18 protein-coding genes are annotated in these 15,323 nt (G+C 65.7%); 6 read left to right on the top strand and 12 right to left on the bottom strand.

Annotation, left to right across the window (positions count from 1 at the left end; translation table 11 throughout):
* Nucleotides 1-2: 2 nt before the first annotated feature.
* Together ACFPO9_RS26595 and ACFPO9_RS26590 are read right to left on the bottom strand one after the other, a co-directional pair.
* Entirely contained in the window at nucleotides 3-779 is a 777-nt protein-coding gene (locus ACFPO9_RS26595) for a hypothetical protein (RefSeq protein WP_379777259.1), read from the bottom strand.
* Nucleotides 779-1,792, bottom strand: coding sequence for a hypothetical protein (locus ACFPO9_RS26590; RefSeq protein ID WP_379777257.1), 1,014 nt, complete (start codon nucleotides 1,790-1,792; stop codon nucleotides 779-781). Before ACFPO9_RS26590 ends, ACFPO9_RS26595 begins: the two co-directional genes overlap by 1 nt.
* A gap of 173 nt (nucleotides 1,793-1,965) precedes the next feature.
* Here ACFPO9_RS26590 and ACFPO9_RS26585 point away from each other — a divergent pair, with 173 nt between their 5' ends.
* Genes ACFPO9_RS26585 through ACFPO9_RS26575 form a run of 3 tightly spaced genes read left to right on the top strand, consistent with a single transcriptional unit; the run spans nucleotide 1,966 to nucleotide 7,122 of the window.
* Nucleotides 1,966-2,730 carry a peptidylprolyl isomerase gene (locus ACFPO9_RS26585; RefSeq protein WP_379777255.1) on the top strand — a complete coding sequence of 255 codons (765 nt, stop codon included), beginning with the start codon at nucleotides 1,966-1,968 and terminating at the stop codon, nucleotides 2,728-2,730.
* Between the two features lie 22 nt (nucleotides 2,731-2,752).
* The gene (locus ACFPO9_RS26580; RefSeq protein WP_379777253.1) at nucleotides 2,753-5,815 is read left to right on the top strand and encodes an ABC transporter transmembrane domain-containing protein; all 3,063 of its coding nucleotides are present in this window, start codon (nucleotides 2,753-2,755) and stop codon (nucleotides 5,813-5,815) included.
* Nucleotides 5,812-7,122 (top strand): sigma-54 interaction domain-containing protein, encoded by a 1,311-nt coding sequence (locus ACFPO9_RS26575; RefSeq protein ID WP_379777251.1) that lies wholly within the window; start codon nucleotides 5,812-5,814, stop codon nucleotides 7,120-7,122. Before ACFPO9_RS26580 ends, ACFPO9_RS26575 begins: the two co-directional genes overlap by 4 nt.
* A 99-nt stretch (nucleotides 7,123-7,221) precedes the next feature.
* Here ACFPO9_RS26575 and ACFPO9_RS26570 read toward each other — a convergent pair whose 3' ends face one another.
* The 9 genes from ACFPO9_RS26570 to ACFPO9_RS26530 form a co-directional block, all read right to left on the bottom strand.
* Nucleotides 7,222-7,989: a PP2C family protein-serine/threonine phosphatase gene (locus ACFPO9_RS26570; RefSeq protein ID WP_379777249.1), complete on the bottom strand. Its 768-nt coding sequence runs from the start codon at nucleotides 7,987-7,989 to the stop codon at nucleotides 7,222-7,224.
* Nucleotides 7,989-8,276: a hypothetical protein gene (locus tag ACFPO9_RS26565; RefSeq protein ID WP_379777247.1), complete on the bottom strand. Its 288-nt coding sequence runs from the start codon at nucleotides 8,274-8,276 to the stop codon at nucleotides 7,989-7,991. Before ACFPO9_RS26565 ends, ACFPO9_RS26570 begins: the two co-directional genes overlap by 1 nt.
* 118 nt (nucleotides 8,277-8,394) lie before the next feature.
* Nucleotides 8,395-8,667, bottom strand: coding sequence for a hypothetical protein (locus tag ACFPO9_RS26560; protein ID WP_379777245.1), 273 nt, complete (start codon nucleotides 8,665-8,667; stop codon nucleotides 8,395-8,397).
* Between the two features lie 28 nt (nucleotides 8,668-8,695).
* Nucleotides 8,696-8,965 carry a hypothetical protein gene (locus ACFPO9_RS26555; RefSeq protein WP_379777243.1) on the bottom strand — a complete coding sequence of 90 codons (270 nt, stop codon included), beginning with the start codon at nucleotides 8,963-8,965 and terminating at the stop codon, nucleotides 8,696-8,698.
* A gap of 28 nt (nucleotides 8,966-8,993) precedes the next feature.
* Nucleotides 8,994-9,275: a hypothetical protein gene (locus ACFPO9_RS26550; protein ID WP_379777241.1), complete on the bottom strand. Its 282-nt coding sequence runs from the start codon at nucleotides 9,273-9,275 to the stop codon at nucleotides 8,994-8,996.
* 12 nt (nucleotides 9,276-9,287) lie between these two features.
* Nucleotides 9,288-9,557 (bottom strand): hypothetical protein, encoded by a 270-nt coding sequence (locus ACFPO9_RS26545; RefSeq protein ID WP_379777239.1) that lies wholly within the window; start codon nucleotides 9,555-9,557, stop codon nucleotides 9,288-9,290.
* A gap of 286 nt (nucleotides 9,558-9,843) precedes the next feature.
* Nucleotides 9,844-10,038, bottom strand: coding sequence for a hypothetical protein (locus tag ACFPO9_RS26540; protein WP_379777237.1), 195 nt, complete (start codon nucleotides 10,036-10,038; stop codon nucleotides 9,844-9,846).
* 77 nt (nucleotides 10,039-10,115) lie between these two features.
* Nucleotides 10,116-10,376 (bottom strand): hypothetical protein, encoded by a 261-nt coding sequence (locus ACFPO9_RS26535; RefSeq protein ID WP_379777235.1) that lies wholly within the window; start codon nucleotides 10,374-10,376, stop codon nucleotides 10,116-10,118.
* Between the two features lie 25 nt (nucleotides 10,377-10,401).
* Complete coding sequence (locus tag ACFPO9_RS26530) at nucleotides 10,402-10,686, bottom strand: hypothetical protein (RefSeq protein WP_379777233.1); 285 nt, start codon at nucleotides 10,684-10,686, stop codon at nucleotides 10,402-10,404.
* Between the two features lie 238 nt (nucleotides 10,687-10,924).
* Here ACFPO9_RS26530 and ACFPO9_RS26525 point away from each other — a divergent pair, with 238 nt between their 5' ends.
* Nucleotides 10,925-13,045 (top strand): serine/threonine protein kinase, encoded by a 2,121-nt coding sequence (locus tag ACFPO9_RS26525; protein WP_379777231.1) that lies wholly within the window; start codon nucleotides 10,925-10,927, stop codon nucleotides 13,043-13,045.
* 2 nt (nucleotides 13,046-13,047) lie between these two features.
* Here the strand turns inward: ACFPO9_RS26525 and ACFPO9_RS26520 are convergent, their stop codons facing one another.
* Nucleotides 13,048-14,238: a formylglycine-generating enzyme family protein gene (locus ACFPO9_RS26520; protein WP_379777229.1), complete on the bottom strand. Its 1,191-nt coding sequence runs from the start codon at nucleotides 14,236-14,238 to the stop codon at nucleotides 13,048-13,050.
* 147 nt (nucleotides 14,239-14,385) lie between these two features.
* Between ACFPO9_RS26520 and ACFPO9_RS26515 the strand changes: the two genes are divergently transcribed.
* The gene (locus ACFPO9_RS26515) at nucleotides 14,386-14,820 is read left to right on the top strand and encodes a DUF4399 domain-containing protein (RefSeq protein WP_379777226.1); all 435 of its coding nucleotides are present in this window, start codon (nucleotides 14,386-14,388) and stop codon (nucleotides 14,818-14,820) included.
* Nucleotides 14,821-14,834: 14 nt separating this feature from the next.
* Complete coding sequence (locus ACFPO9_RS26510; protein ID WP_379777223.1) at nucleotides 14,835-15,260, top strand: DUF4399 domain-containing protein; 426 nt, start codon at nucleotides 14,835-14,837, stop codon at nucleotides 15,258-15,260.
* Nucleotides 15,261-15,323 lie beyond the last annotated feature (63 nt).

Below are 15,323 nucleotides of genomic sequence, written 5' to 3'. Positions count from 1 at the left end.
CCTCAGAACAGGTAGGCCAGCGCCAGTGTCATCGCCTTGCGCGTATGTTCCGGCTGCGTGACCGTGCCGCGGAAGGCGCCGTTCGCGGCCAGGGGCGCCGCAGCGCTGCGCGGCACTTTCAGCCAGTCGGCGCGGGCTTGAACCTGCAGGTACGAAGCCCAGGCGGGCTGGAACGCCGACTCCAGCCGCAGGCCGCGGCCGCGGCGGGTGTCGAGCGAGACCGGATCGTACAGGCCGGAAAAGCCGATGCGCATATGCTCGGGTGCGGCAAGGATGAAGGCGGCGTCGGCCGAGATGGCGCCGGCCGCCGAACGCCAGCCCGTACCGGCGCCCAGCAGCAGGCGCGTCGACCGGTAGCTTTCCTGCAGGCCGGCGGCGGCCGCGGTGCCGAGGATGTCGCGTTGCCAGCGGTCGATTTCCAGCGCGGCCAGCGCGTGATCCCTCCCTACTGCATACGATGCCCCCAGGCGCACCGCGCCCAGCCTGGTCGAGGTCGTCGATGCGGCGGCGACGCCGGCCTGGGTCCTACCAGCGTATTCGATGTCGCCCCCATACCAGTCCGCGCCGCCGAACCAGCGCAGGCTGCCCTGCCGGTAGGCGGCGCTCAGGCTGGCGCCGGGCAGCCAGCCGTGTTCGCGCACCAGTTGCCGGCCGGCGGCGTCGTATTCGGCATGGGTGACGCTGCGGGCGCCGACGCCTATGCTGCCCTGCCATTGCGCGCTGGCAGGCAGGGAAAACGATGCCGTCAGCGCCGCCGCGGCCGGCCAGATCAGGCGCATCAAAGCGAGGCGTTGAAATCGGCCCAGCTCAGGGTCGCCGTCTGCGTGACCACGCCATCGCCCTTGGCGCTGTAGTCCAGGCGCACGCCGCCGGCGCCGAGCGCGGTGACGGTCACGGACGAGGCGTTGCCGTTCACGATCAGCGAGCCCGAACCCGGCATGTCCGTGCCGACGCTCACGAAAGGCTGGATGCTTTTGACGGTATAGGCAAACTGGCCCAGGCCGTTGGCGTTGCCCGACAGCCCGAAGCTGCCGGAACTGGTCGTGGTGTTGCCGTTGGTGCTGCCGCTCAGCGAGTAGTCGGCAAGGGTCAGGCTGGCCACGGTCGCGCCGGCTTTCTGGTCGGTGGCCTGCAGGGATTTGCCGGAAATCGTGACCGAACTGTCGGTCGAGCTCGTTACCTTGAGCGCGATCTTCATGTCGCCGTTGAGGGTGGCGGTCTCGCTGCCGCTGGTGATGCTGAAGCCCGTGAACCGGGTGTCCATCGTCGCCGCGCCGCTGGTGGTGTTGATCAGGTCGCCGCTGACGTCGGCGATGGTGATGCTCAGGGTGCCGTTCAGCCTGTCGCCGTCCTCGACGCAATTCACGGCGGTTACCGACATGGTGTCGCCGTTGCTGAGGGTTTGCGGGTTGCGCAGGTTGGCGTCCACCGTGATCGTGCCGCCGCCGGCGCAGGCCTGGTTCACCGTCGCGCCGGTCAGCAGCGGGGCGCCGCCCTGGCCGAAGCTGCGCTTGACCAGCTTGATGACCGGCGCCGCGGCGCTCATGCCGGTACCGCCGATGCTGACGCCGGTCAGGACACCGGTCACCGAGGACGAGGAGTCGCCGATCAGGCTGCTGGCGGTATAGCCGCTGGCCGCCGCCTTGCCCGAATTGGCGGCCGTGATCGGCGTCAGCGAGGAGGTCTGCACGGGCGTCGGACTGGTGCTGGAACCTGCGCTGCCGCCGCCACCGCCGCAGGCGCCCAGAGCCAGCGTCGACGCGATGGCGAGGCACAAGGTTTGCGATTTCATGTCTTCTCTCTTTCTGTCGTGTGGATGGGATATTTCCTGATAGGTCGAGCAAATGGTAGCTGGCCCCGATGCCGCACACACTATCGAATTGTCACGAGTCCGCCCGAACCTTCAGCCAGCCCGCATGCTCTAACTCCTGCCCCGGACCTCACCCGGCGTCAGGAGCATCCCCTATGTCAGGCATCGTGCGCATCGACGACGAGGTCATCACCACCGACGACTTCATCCGAACCTTGAAACTGAGCGGGCAGTTCGAAGGCCTGGTCGAGCAGATGGTGCGCGACCGCCTCACCGCGCGCGCCGCGAAACAGGCCGGCTTGCAGCTGGCGCCCGAGCAGATCCAGGAACGCGCCGATGAATTCCGCCGCGCCCTCGGCCTGCACCGCGCCGCCGACACCAACCACTACCTCGATGCGCTCGGCGTCTCGCTGGACGAATTCGAGGACTGGATCACGGACAGCCTGTACCAGGAAAAGATGCTGGACCAGGTCTGCAGCGAGGCCGCCGTGAGCCAGTACTTCACGCTCAACTCGCCGCGTTTCGACAGCGTCGAGGTCAGCCACATCGTGCTCGATGCCGAGGGCGCCGCGCGCGAGATGATGTCGGTGCTGCAGGAAGAACCGGAAGCCTTTGCCGAGATGGCGCGCGAACACTCGATCGATACCGATACCAGAGGGCAGGGCGGCCGGATCGGCAAGGTGCTGCGCGGTTCGCTCAAGGGCGACATCGAGGCGCGCGTGTTCAATGCGCGCGAAGGCGAATTGCTCGGGCCCTTCCCTTCTCCCGACGGCGTGTGCTACGAGATCTTTTGCGTCAACGCCAGGCACCCGGCCGCGCTCGACCCCGATACCGCCGCCGAGGTGCGCCGCCTGCTGCGCGAGCAATGGCTGATGGCGCGCGCCCAGGAACACGTGATCGAAGCGTGCCCTGTGCGCTAGGCGCCGGGCCCGCCAGACCGCCATGGAAGAAGCACCCTCCCAGGCGCAGTCGCCCGCCAGGTTCCTGTCATCGGTCGACCTGCTGTCGCCTTTTACGGAGGAGGACCTGGAACAGCTGGCGGAAGCGATCCAGGTGCGCCATTACGCCTTCGGCGACACGGTCTGCAAGGCCGGCGAGCCGGCCGAAGGTGTATATGTGGTGAAGTCCGGCTCGGTGCGCGTGTTTTCCGACGAGAACGGCAAGGAAGTCAGCATCGGCGTCAGGAAGAGCGGCGAAGTCATCGGCGACATCGCCATGCTGCGCGAAGTCCACCACGAACTGTCGGCGCGCGCCTCCCTCAAGACCGAGCTGTGGTTCATCCCGCGCACGGCCATCGAGCCGGTGCTGGTGCGCAATCCGGTGGCGCGCGACTTCGTCACCAGCTATGTCGCGATCAGCTCGGCCGGCGGCCTGGTGGCGCGCCTGTTCGATTTGCGCGGCAAGGTCGGCAAGGACGAGCTGGAAGCGTTCGTGCGCAGCGTCGGCGTCAAGCGCGTCGCGGCCGGCAAGGAGATCCTGACCCAGGACGGGCGCGAAGACCGCCGCCTGTATGTGCTGCGCCAGGGACAAGTAAAACTGCTGTACCACGACGGCGCCGACGACTACACGCTGGCCACGCTGCAGGCCGGCGAGACCTTCGGCGAAAAAGCCTGTCTGATGCGCCAGGAACAAATGGCCTCGGCGGTGGCCATCACGCCTTGTACCCTGCTGGTGATTCCGGAAAAGACCGCGCACGCCATCCTCGAGCGCAACGCCGGCCTGCGCGAGGTGCTGGAAGACCGCATCCGTTTTATAGAACGCGAACTGGAGCGCCAGAAGAAGCTGGCCGAGCGCCGCAAGCGCCCGCTGCGCCTGGACCTCGAATCGAAGCCCGAGCTGGGCGAAAAAGTGATCCGCCGCTTCGCCCTGGTCGAGCAGGCCGAGGAGATGGATTGCGGCGCCGCCTGCCTGGCCATGCTGTGCCGCCATTACGGCCTGCAGGTCACCCTGGGTAAACTGCGCGAACTGGCCAACGTCACCACCCAGGGCGCGACCCTGGACAGCCTGGCGCGCGCCGGCGAGACCCTGGGTTTCTCGAGCCGCGGCGTGCAATGCACCTTCGACGCGCTGCAGGGGTTCGAATTGCCTTTCATCGTGCACTGGGAGGGCTACCACTACGTGATCGTGTACGGCGTCTCGAAACGCCAGGTGTGGGTCGTTGATCCGGCGGTGGGTTTCAGAAAAATGTCGGTCGAGGAATTCGAGCGCGGCTGGAGCGGCACCTGCCTGGTCTTCACGCCCGGCCAGGACATGGCGCAGGCCGCCGTCGAGCGCTCGCCCTGGCTGCGCTTCGTCGCCTACCTGCGGCCTTATCGCACCATCCTGCTGCATCTGTTCCTGGCCACCTTCGTGATCCAGATGCTGGGCATCGTGCCGCCATTGATCATCCAGAACATCCTTGATGGCGTGGTGGTGCACCAGAACGTCAGCCTGCTGCACCTGCTGATCGGCGGGCTGGTCATCGCCAACCTGTTCTCGCAGCTGATGGCGACCGTGCGCGCCTACCTGGCCAACTACATGGTGCGCAACCTCGACTTTTCGATGATGGCGGGCTTCTTCAAGCACACGATGTCGCTGCCCTACTCCTTCTTCGCCAAGCGCAAGACCGGCGACATCATCGCGCGCTTCCAGGAAAACCAGACCATCCGCGCCTTCCTGACCGAATCGACCGTCACCACGATGCTGAACCTGCTGATGGTGTTCATCTATTTCACCATCCTGTTCGTCTACAACGTCAAGCTGACCCTGATCCTGATCGCCTTCGTCATCCCCATCATGGCGCTGACGATTTTTACGACGCCGCACATCAAGCAGTACGCGCGTGAGGTCTTCAACGCCTCGACCGACGCCCACGCCTTCCTGATGGAGGCGCTGGGCGGCGTCGAGACCATCAAGGGCATGGGCAGCGAGCGCCCGGTGCGTCTGAAATGGGAAAAGAAATATGTGAAAGCGCTCGACACCCAGTACCGCGCGCAGCAATTCAATATCGTGGTGGGCCTGGCCAGCCAGCTTCTCAACGCCGGCACCACGATCGCCATCCTGTGGGCCGGCGCCAGCCTGGTCCTCGAGCACGAATTGACGATCGGCCAGCTGATCGCCTTCAACGCCCTGATGGGCAGCGTCCTCGCCCCGCTGATGGGCCTGGTGGCCCTGTGGAGCCGACTGGCGGACGCCGGCGTGGCGATGGAGCGGCTGGGCGACGTGCTCGACATCGAACCGGAACAGAAGCCGAGCGAGGCCGCCAGCCGGGTGGTCCTGCCCGACCTGCAGGGCGATATCAAACTCGAGAACGTCTACTTCCGCTACGGCGGCGACGACACCGCCTACGTGCTGGACAACATCAGCATCGACATGCGGCGCGGCGAGCTGATCGCCATCGTCGGCCGCAGCGGCTCCGGTAAAACCACGCTGGCCAAGCTGCTGGTCGGCTTTTATATGCCCACCGACGGCAAGATCCTGGTCGACGGCTACGACATGGCGACCATCGACAAGGATTACTACCGCGCCCAGGTCGGCTACGTCATGCAGAGCAACCTGCTGTTTTCCGGCACCATCGCCGAGAACATCGCCAGCGGCGACGACAGCCCGGACCGGCGGCGCATCGAGCAGGTTGCCAAGATGGCGGATGCGCACGCCTTCATCAGCAAGATGCCGCTGGCTTACGAGCAGGTGGTGGGCGAGCGCGGCGTCGGCTTGTCCGGCGGCCAGGTGCAGAGATTGTGCATCGCGCGCGCGCTGTATCACGACCCGCGCCTGCTGGTCTTCGATGAGGCGACCTCGGCCTTGGACACCCAATCGGAAAGCAACATCATCGCCAACATGCACGACATCCTGGCCGGGCGCACGGCCGTGATCATCGCGCACCGGCTCAGCACCATCATGCGAGCCGACAAGATCGTGGTGCTGTACGAGGGACATATCGCCGAGCAGGGGCGGCATGAGGACTTGCTCGCGCGGCGTGGCATGTATTACGAACTCGTTCAGAAGCAGTTGGCGGCAGCATGAAACTCTTTAACCAGGATCTCGCACCCCGCGGCTCATCGATGTCCTATGCCGGCCTGCTGGAGCGGCTCGAAATCCTGCGCTCGACCCTGCGTTGGGCGAACCAGCTCGACCGGCCTGACATCGAAAAGCTGCTGCGCCAGGCGAATGCCGTGCGCGACGAGGTGATGCAGCTGTCGCACAAGGAGCGCTTCGTGCAGGCGCTCGACGCCGACCGCCGCAGCGAGGCCGTGGACAAGCCGCTGCCGCACCCGGGCGAACGCAGGCAGGCGCTGCTGGCGCGCAGCTTCGTGTTCGAGGGCACCTTCGGCGACAACCCGCGCCTGCTCGACGCCCTCGAGATCGCGGAAAAGGCGGCGCCCACCGATTTACCCGTGCTGATCGACGGTGAAAGCGGCACCGGCAAGGAGTTGATGGCCAAGGTGGTGCACGCCAACGGCGCCCGCGCCGACAAGGCCTATATCTCCGTCAACTGCGGCGCGATTCCCGAGAGCCTGATCGAATCGGAACTGTTCGGCCACAAGCGCGGCGCCTTCACCGGCGCGGCCACCGACCGCAAGGGCAAGTTCGAGAGCGCCCATAAAGGCACGATCTTCCTGGACGAAATCGGCGAACTGCCGCTGCAGGGACAGGTGAAACTGCTGCGCGTGCTGCAGTCGCACGAGATCCAGCGCGTCGGTTCGGACGAGACGATTGCGGTGGACGCACGCATCGTCGCCGCCACGAATAAAAATCTGCGCAAGCTGATCGAAGAGGGGCAATTCCGCGAAGACCTGTTCTACCGCCTCAGCGTGATCCACGTGAGCCTGCCGCCGCTGCGCGAGCGGAAGGACGAGATCCCGCTGCTGCTGGCCTGGTACGGCGACGAGGCGGCCGAGGTCCTCAAGCGGCGCCCGGTGGCCTTGAGCCCGCGCCTGCGCGAATTCCTGCTCGAATATGCCTACCCCGGCAATATCCGCGAGCTGCGCAACCTGATGTACCGGCTGGCCTGCCTGGCCGGCGACCTGGCCGACCTGGCGCAGCTGCCGGAAGATATTCGCCCGCGGGCTGTGCCGGCGCCTGCGCCGGCGTCGCTCGAGGCGAAGGACGCGGATGGTGCATCTTCCTCCCCGCCGGCGCCGGCCTCGCTGGCGGAGGCCAAGCGCGCCGCCAGCGACGAAGCCGAGCGCGCCTGCCTGGAACGCGGCTTGAAGGACGTCGGCGGCACCGTGGCCGAACTGGCGCGGCGCTGGGACATGAACCGCTCGCATTTGCAGATCTTGCTGAAGAAGCATGGGCTGCATTCGAAGGATTTTCGGCAGGCGAGGTAAGCAGCCGTCGTTCCCGCGCAGGCGGGAACCCAAGTTTTCTTGAGCTGCCGAGGCGCATGCCAACTTGGATCCCCGCCTTCGCGGGGATGACGGGCCGTTTCACAACGACGGATTCATCACCGTCTGGTCCGGCTCCACATCGTCCGCCCGCACCACCACCACCGACACATTGTCGCGGCCGCCCCCGGCCAGGGCCAGTTCGACGAGCGTATCGGCCGCCTGCGCGCAATCGCCGCCGGTCAGCGCGCCGAACATCGCCTCGGCACTGACCATATTGCTCAAGCCGTCGCTGCAAAGCAGGAAGATGTCGCCGTGACAGACCTGCACCTGGATTTCGTCCAGCTCCAGCCCCGTGGCCGCGCCGAGCGCGCGTGTGATCATGTTGGCGCCGGGCCAGGCCTGGGCTTCTTCGCGGGATAGATGATTCTTGATCTGCAGTTCTTCGAGCTGGTTGTGGTCGCGCGTGAGTTGATGAAGGCTGCCGCCCCGGCACAGGTAGATGCGGCTGTCGCCGGCCCAGATGCAGATGGCGCTGCGGCCGGAGGCCAGCAGCAGCACCAGGGTGGTGCCGATCACCGGGACATTGCGGGTAATTGCTTCCGCCACCAGCGTGTCGTTCACCGCGAGCAGGCAAACGCGTGCCTGCGCGGCCGCCTGCTGCAGCGGCTCGCCCGCGGGCAGCGCATCCAGCGCCTCGACCGTCATCCGGCTCGCCACTTCGCCATAGGCGTGCCCGCCCATGCCGTCCGCCACGGCCCACATGCGCCGCTCCGGCCGGTTCAGCACCATGTCCTCGTTATTGCTGCGCACCAGTCCGGTATCGGTGCGCGCCGCCGAGGTCCAGCGTAACTGCGTCTCTTCGCCCATTAGATGCTTCCGTTGTTGACACTCCGTCCGTCCACGCCGACGGTCAATACCGAATTCGGCGCCGAGTTGCTCACGCTGACCGACTGGAACTGGTTGATCATCTGGTCGGCGTAGTTGTTGATCTGGTAGAAGTTGATCACCGGCGTCACGCCGCGTGCCTGCGCGGGCAGGTAGGGCTGGATCCAGCCGAAGCACCAGGCTGCGCCGTCGCCGCCGCGGATGTGCGCCATCGCCCTGGTGTCGAGCGTGCGGTCGCAGCGTAGATCGTGAATGCGGAGTTGGGCCATGATGCGTCTCCTGGATGCGTCGCGGGACAGTAGAAAGACAAGTTGAAACCGCCTTTGGTTCAATATTTTGGTGGAGGTCGCGCAAGGGTTTGCCGCTTGCGGCCTCCACCGGTCGGGGTCAAGCAAGCACGATGTTGTTCTGGCCGTACTGGTGGGTGTTGTTGGTCACGTCCACGCAGTCGATGAAGGCCGAGCCGTTGGCGGTCGCGTTGACGACCTTTTGCAGCTGGGCCAGGTCCTGGCTGGCCTCCAGCGACGAGCTGACATGCGATGGTCCGGGCTGGGGGAACCAGGGGGCGCTGCTCTTGCCATGGCCGCCGCGCACGGCAGCCATCTCGGTGTGGGCCAGTTCCTGGCTACGGGACAGGTCTTTGATGTTCAGGGTTTTCATGATGATGCTCCTTGAAGAATGAATACATTTACAGCGGGATTGCAGCGTTGTTGGCGGCCCATTGCAGCGGGTTCAGGGTCACATCGGGGCCGACGAAGCCGGGACCGATCACGCCGTTGTTGTTCAGGACGTTGACCTTGATGTCCTGTACCTGGCCGATGCGCTGGTCGAGGTTCAGGTTCACGTTCACGTTCGGGCCAAAGGCGGCGAGACCCTTGCTGCCGCCGCGGATCGCGGACATGGAACGCTGGTCCAGTTCACGCGTACGGTTCAGGTCTTGAATCAGGATCGATGCCATGCTCTTCTCCTTGCTTGCCAGGTCCGCGTCAGGCGACCAGCAGGTTGTTCTGGCCGAACTGCGAGGTGTTGTTGGTCACGTTCACACCCGAGATGAAGGCCGAGCCGTCGGCGGTCTCGTTGATCACCTGCTGCGCCTGGCGCAGGTCTTGCGACGCATCGATGGTCTTGGTGTACGAAGGCATCGGGAACAGCGCGTACGAGGGCGAGCCCATCGTGTAGCCGGCTTTGTGGCCACCGCGCACGGTGGACATTTCTTTACGGCTCAGTTCGGAGGAAACGGCCAGGTCTTTGATGGTCAGGGTTTTCATGTCGGTTCTCCTTTACAGCACGGCGATGTTGTTCTGGCCGAATTGATCGGTGTTGTTGGTGACGTGGACGCCGGACACGAAGGCCGAGCCGTTCGCAGTCAGGTTCTGCACGTCCTGCATTTGCAGCAGGCTCTGGTCCGCCTTGATCGAGGTGTTGTAGGACGGGCTGTAGGTCGGCAGCCACGGCATGCCGGGCTTGCCATGTCCGCCGCGCACGGCAGCCATGTCGCCGCCGGCCAGTTCCTTGTTCAATGCCAGGTCTTTGATGTTCAGGGTTTTCATGTCTTTCTCCTTGCGTCGGTGATTTGGGTTAAGAGCACTTCGATTTGCGCTCACTTGGGTATGAGCAGAATGCGTGCCAGGCCTCGAAACGGCCTTCAACCCGCCTTTTGTTGACGGGCAGTCTTCGCTTTGGGCCTGTTGGGCGGGGAATCTGGTGGGTGAGGGCCAACAGCTGATATTCGATGTGTGGAGCGGCCCAACACTCCGTAAAACAAGGACGGAAAAAAGCCGCCCAGCCTTGCGGTCAGGGCGGCATCGTCAAGCGCCGTCAAACGGGATAAACCGTTTATCTGCTTTGTTTGCCGGGCGCACTCCTCGGCGCTGCACGGGTTTTAAAATCGACGATCCCGGGCGAGGATGGCGGCGCGATGCCGGCCGCCCTGACCTGCGAGCGCCGCCGCGCGCCGCCGCTGATCGCCTGCATGGCCTTGCGGTCCAGTTCGAGGTTGTCGGACAAATCCTTGATAACGATGTGCGCCATGATGGTTCTCCTTGAATAACGGGTGCTAGCCCGGCCATCGCAAGGATGGCCGGGCTGGCGCGGATGGGCAGGGTGGCTCAGAACTTCGGCAGGTGCGCCTCGTTCTTTGCCCACTGCAGCGGACTCAGCTCGATGCTGGGCCCCGTGAAACCGGCGCCGATCACGCCGTTGTTGTTCAGCACGTTCACGCCGATGTCCTGGAACTGCGCGATCTGCTGGTTGAGCGTGACGTTGACGTTGACGTTCGGTGCACCGAGCACGCCGCCGCGTACGCTTGCCATCGCATGGCGGTCGAGACGCTGCGCATGCGCGAGGTCGTGGATCTGAATGGAAGACATAAGGATTCTCCTTTGGTTCATATCCTTAGCGGTAGACGGCGACGTTGTTCTGGCCGAACTGGTCGGTGTTGTTGTGCACGGTGACGCCATCGATGAAGGCCGAGCCGTTGGCGGTGGCGTTCATCACGCTCTGCAGCTGCTGCAGGCTCTGGTCGACCTTGATCGACGACTCGAAGCTCGGGTTGTAGCTCGGCATCGGCACCAGCGAATGCGCTTGCTGCTGCATCTTGTAACCGCCGCGTACGCGGGCCATGGCGCCACGGTCCAGTTCGCAGGTCAGGGCCAGGTCTTTGATGGTCAGGGTTTTCATGTCAGTGCTCCTCGAGATTGGGTTGGTGAGCCGGTTTCGTCGTGCTCACCCATCTCTTTGCGAGAAGCGTGCCAGGCCCCGAAACGGGCCTTTCGGCCGGTTTATTTGTGCGTTCGCTATCGAACACCGGCCGAAGCGGCGGCTTTGTCCCAACACTTTTCGACGCACTGTTTGGCCGGTCACAACACAAGGGCTCTGCGGTGAATTCGCGGCGCGCTCCAGTGTCTGAACAAGTGACATGGACAGTCTTGCCGACACCCTTCGCCTGTTCCAGAGCGGCTCCCTCGGGCAGGCCGAGATGTTCGCGCGCCTTGACCGGCTGCTCGCGGATACGCACGCGAGCGTCTCCAGCCTGCTGAAGACCCTCAACGAGGCGCATCGCCGTTCGCCGCTGCCGGCCGAGGTCTACGGCGAGGTCGAACGCCGCATCGCCCGCGCGATCGAAGCACGGCAGCGCAGCCGCCAGCGCGTGGGCGACGAGGAAACCTTTGTCCAGACCAAGCCCCTGCCGCCGACCCAGCCCGGCGGCTATGCGGGCGCCAACGCCAACGATGCCCCGGTCGAGCGCATGAAGGGCGTCGGCGACACCCTCAACGGCCGCTTCGTGCTCGAGGAATGCATCGGCTTCGGCGGCATGGGCACTGTCTATAAAGCGCTCGACCTGCGCAAGCTGGAGGCCTCGGACCGCCATCCGTATATCGCGATCAAGGTGCTGAACGTCCAGTTCCAGGGCCATCCGAAGTCGCTGATCGCCCTGCAGCGCGAGGCGAGAAAGGCGCAGGCCCTGGCCCATGCCAACATCGTGCAGGTGTATGACTTCGACCGCGACGGCTCGATGGTCTATGTGACGATGGAATACCTGGCCGGCAAGTCGCTCGGCCAGCTGCTGCGCGCGCCGGATTTCCGCGCCCTGCCTTTCGAGGAGGCGATGAAGATCGTGCGCGGCATGGGCAAGGCGCTCGCCTATGCGCACGAGCGCGGCTTCGTGCACTGCGACTTCAAGCCGGCCAACGTGGTCCTGCTGGATGCCGGCGGCGTCAAGGTGATCGACTTCGGCATTGCGCGCGTGTTCCAGAAGGCCGAGGAAGCGCCCGACGTCACCGTCTTCGATCCGGGCAGCCTGGGCGCCCTGACGCCCGCCTACGCCAGCCCGGAAATGCTGGAGAACCGCGAGCCCGATCCGCGCGACGACATTTATGCGCTCGGCTGCATCACCTACGAGCTGCTGACCGGAAAGCATCCCTTCAACCGCCTGTCCGCCACCCAGGCGCGCGACGCCGGCCTGCGCCCGCAGCGCCCGCCCAAACTCGGCCACCGGCAGTGGCGCGCACTGCGCTGTGCGCTGTCCTTCCAGCGCGAACAGCGCACCCCCAGCGTGAACCAGTTCCTGCAGGAGATCGGTGCGCAGGATGTGTGGCAAAAGCCGTCCTTCCTGGTGGGCGTGGGCCTGTCGGCGGCGGCGGCGCTGGTGGTGTTCGTGGCGCTGCGCCTGTTCCTGTGGGACGGCGCCGAGAAGGCGGCGCCTGAAACCGGACCGCCTGCCGCGGCTGCGGACACGGCCAGCGGGCCGCCGCAGGCGCCCCGGCAAGCCCAGGCGCCGCCCCAGGGGCCATCCCAGGCCCCGGCCCCGGCGGCGCAGCCCGCAGCCAAGGCGCAGCCATCCGCGCCCAGCCTGCCGGCCGTCTCCGCGGCGCTGGCGGATTTACCCTGCTCGGCGCTGGTCCCCACGATCAAGGGGCGTACCGTGCGCGTGCAGGGCTACATCGCGCGCAGCAGCGGGAAAGCCCACCTGAAGAATACGCTGATGGCGCTGCCGGGTGTGTCGGGGGTCGATGTGGCGGTGCAGGAGGTGGACGAGGACAAGTGCGCCTTGCTGCGCGTGCTGGGCCGCTACTGGGTGGCGCACCGCATGGCGCAAGGCGCGGCCAATGACGCGAGCTCGATCAAGGTGAACAGGGAAAGCGGCCGCGGCACCGACCTCAAGGCGGGCGCCACCTTGCTGTTCGACGTGACTTCACCGGCCTATCCGTCCCAGTTGGTGGTCGATTATTTCACCCTCGACGGCAAAGTCCTGCACATGCTGCCGACCTTGCTGGAGCGCGAGACCTTTGCACCGCCCAACTATACCGTCATCATCGGCAACCTGAACAACTGGGGCGTCGGCCCGCCCTTCGGTACCGAAATGGTGGTGCTGATCGCCACGCCGGTGCCCCTGTTCGGCGGCGTGCGCGACAACCTGGAAAGCACCGCGGGCTACCTGCGCGCGCTGGACGAGCAGCTGGCCCGGGTCGCCAAATCGCACGGCGCGGGTGCGGTCACGGTGGACTTCCTCCAAATTACCACGCACCCAACACGATAGATTCATTTCAGCGAACGCGCCACCCGCAGCCCGTTCTGCGACTGGCGCACGCTGGCGTCGTACTTGAAGCGGGTGGTGGAGAGCATATAGCTGCCGTCCTCGCGCCAGGAGCCGCCGCGGATGACGCGCGTCTGGCAATTCGGTTCGGCCCAGGCGCTGCCGTCGGCGGGGGCGCCCTTGTAGGAACTGTGCCAGCAATCCTGCACCCATTCCCACACGCTGCCATTCATGTCGTGCAGGCCGAAGGGATTGGCGGGAAAGCTGCCGACCGGCGGCGGTTCTTCCATTTTCCAGGGCTGGCCGCAATCCTTGCAACTCGAATTCCCGCCCTTCATGTCGTCGCCCCACCAGTAGCGGGTGGCGGTGCCGCCGCGCGCCGCGTATTCCCACTCGGCTTCGGTGGGGAGCCGGTAGGGCTTGCCGCTCGCCGTCGTCAGCCACTTGATGTAGAGCTGGGCTTCGTCCCAGCTGACGTCGCGCATCGGTATGTTGCCGGGCGCATCGTCCGGCAAGGGCACCGTCGGGCACACGTTCGCCTTGATGCATTGCCGCCACTGGTCCACCGTGATCTCGAATTTTCCGATGGCGAAGGGCGTGCGCAGCGCCACCTTGTGCGCCGGCTTTTCGCTGGGGTCGCTGCTGTTGCTGCCCATCGTAAACGGCCCCGGCGACAGCGCAACCATGGTCGGGCAAGCCTCGCAATCCTTGACCATGGCCATGGCGCCGGCCGTGTTAGGCGCCGGCGCCTCTTCCTGGTCGTCGTCGGTGGCGGCCGGCTGCGGGCGCGCCTTGGCCTGCTGGGCCTTGCCCGTGTTGGCGGTCCTGGCCTGGGCCTGCTCGCGCGCCGGTTTGTTCTCGGCCGGTCTGGCCGGCTGCGCAACCGGTTTCTGCGCGGGCGCCGGCGCCTGCTGCGGCGCGCTCTTGAGTTGCTGGATGCGCGCCCGCGCCAGCGCGGCGAAGCGTCCCTTGGGATAGGCCTTCAGGTAGGCCTCGTAGTCGCCGACCTGCTTGCTGTCCTTGACCGAGTTCCAGAACGCCAGCTCGAACTGCTCGGCGCTGTTCTTGGGCACCACGCCGGCAAGCTGGATGTCGCCGGTGTGCTGGCGCACCGGCAGCACGCCAGACGTGGCCGGCAGCGCCGCCATCGTCATCATCGCGGCCAGGCCGCACAGGATCGAGAATCGGGTCCGCACCGAAGTTCCCCTGAAGTTCGCCACAAACCGCTTAGACCACCGGACGCCGCGATTGTGCCGGCCAACTCTTTGTGCTGCCACAGGTGGTGCAGCCCGCACCTGATGGATGCTGCCGGAACGGCGGCCGGCACACCGGCAGGAGGGTGTATGCGAAAGAAAATTGCCCTGATTCTTGGCGCGGCGCTGCTGGCGTCGCTACCGGTGCTGGCGCGAACGCCGGGCGCCCGTACGCCGGCGCCCGAGAACGCCCAGGTATATTTCATCTGGCCCAGCGACGGCATGACCGTCCACCACGCCTTCTGGGTGCGCATGGGACTGCGCAACATGGGAGTCGCGCCCAAGGGCACGGACATCGCCAACACCGGCCACCACCATTTGCTGATCGACGTCGACCTGCCCGAGAACATGAACGAGCCGATCGCCAGCGACCGCAGCCACCTGCACTTCGGCGCCGGCGAAACCGAGGCGCGGGTCGAGCTGCCGCCGGGGCGCCACACGCTGCAGCTGGTGCTGGCCGACAAGGACCACATCCCGCACGACCCGCCCGTCGTGTCGAAGAAGATCACCGTCACGGTCAAGTGAGCCAGGAGAGCATCATGCGCAAGCCACTCGCCGTCATCGCCCTTGCCGCGCTGGGCATCGGCTCTGGCATCGCCGCGGCCGCCACCCCGGCCCCGCCCGACGCCTACCTGTACATCGGCTGGCCCAACAACGGCCAGGTGGTATCGAGCGGCAAGCCGATCCGCGTCTGGTTCGGCCTGCGCAACATGGGCGTGGCGCCGAAGGGCGTGAAATTTCCGAACACCGGCCACCACCACCTGCTGATCGACACCGATGCCCCCGGACCGGGCGTCGCCATCCCGAGCGACCGCCAGCACCTGCACTTCGGCACCGGCGAGACCGAAACCACGATCGAGCTTCCACCCGGCAAGCACACGCTGCAGCTGGTGATGGGCGACGACCAGCACATGACGTTCGAGCCCTCGGTACAGTCGAAAAAAATCACCATCACCGTCAAGTGAGCGAGCCACCGAGCGTCAAATGTGCCCGGTTGCGAACTGCGGCGCGCCGCCGCTGTCTTATCA

This window comes from Massilia aerilata (assembly GCF_042656905.1).
GTDB classification, from domain to species: Bacteria; Pseudomonadota; Gammaproteobacteria; order Burkholderiales; family Burkholderiaceae_D; genus Telluria; species Telluria aerilata.
Note: the sequence above shows the minus strand (reverse complement) of the source record. Positions and strands in the feature narration are given on the sequence as shown.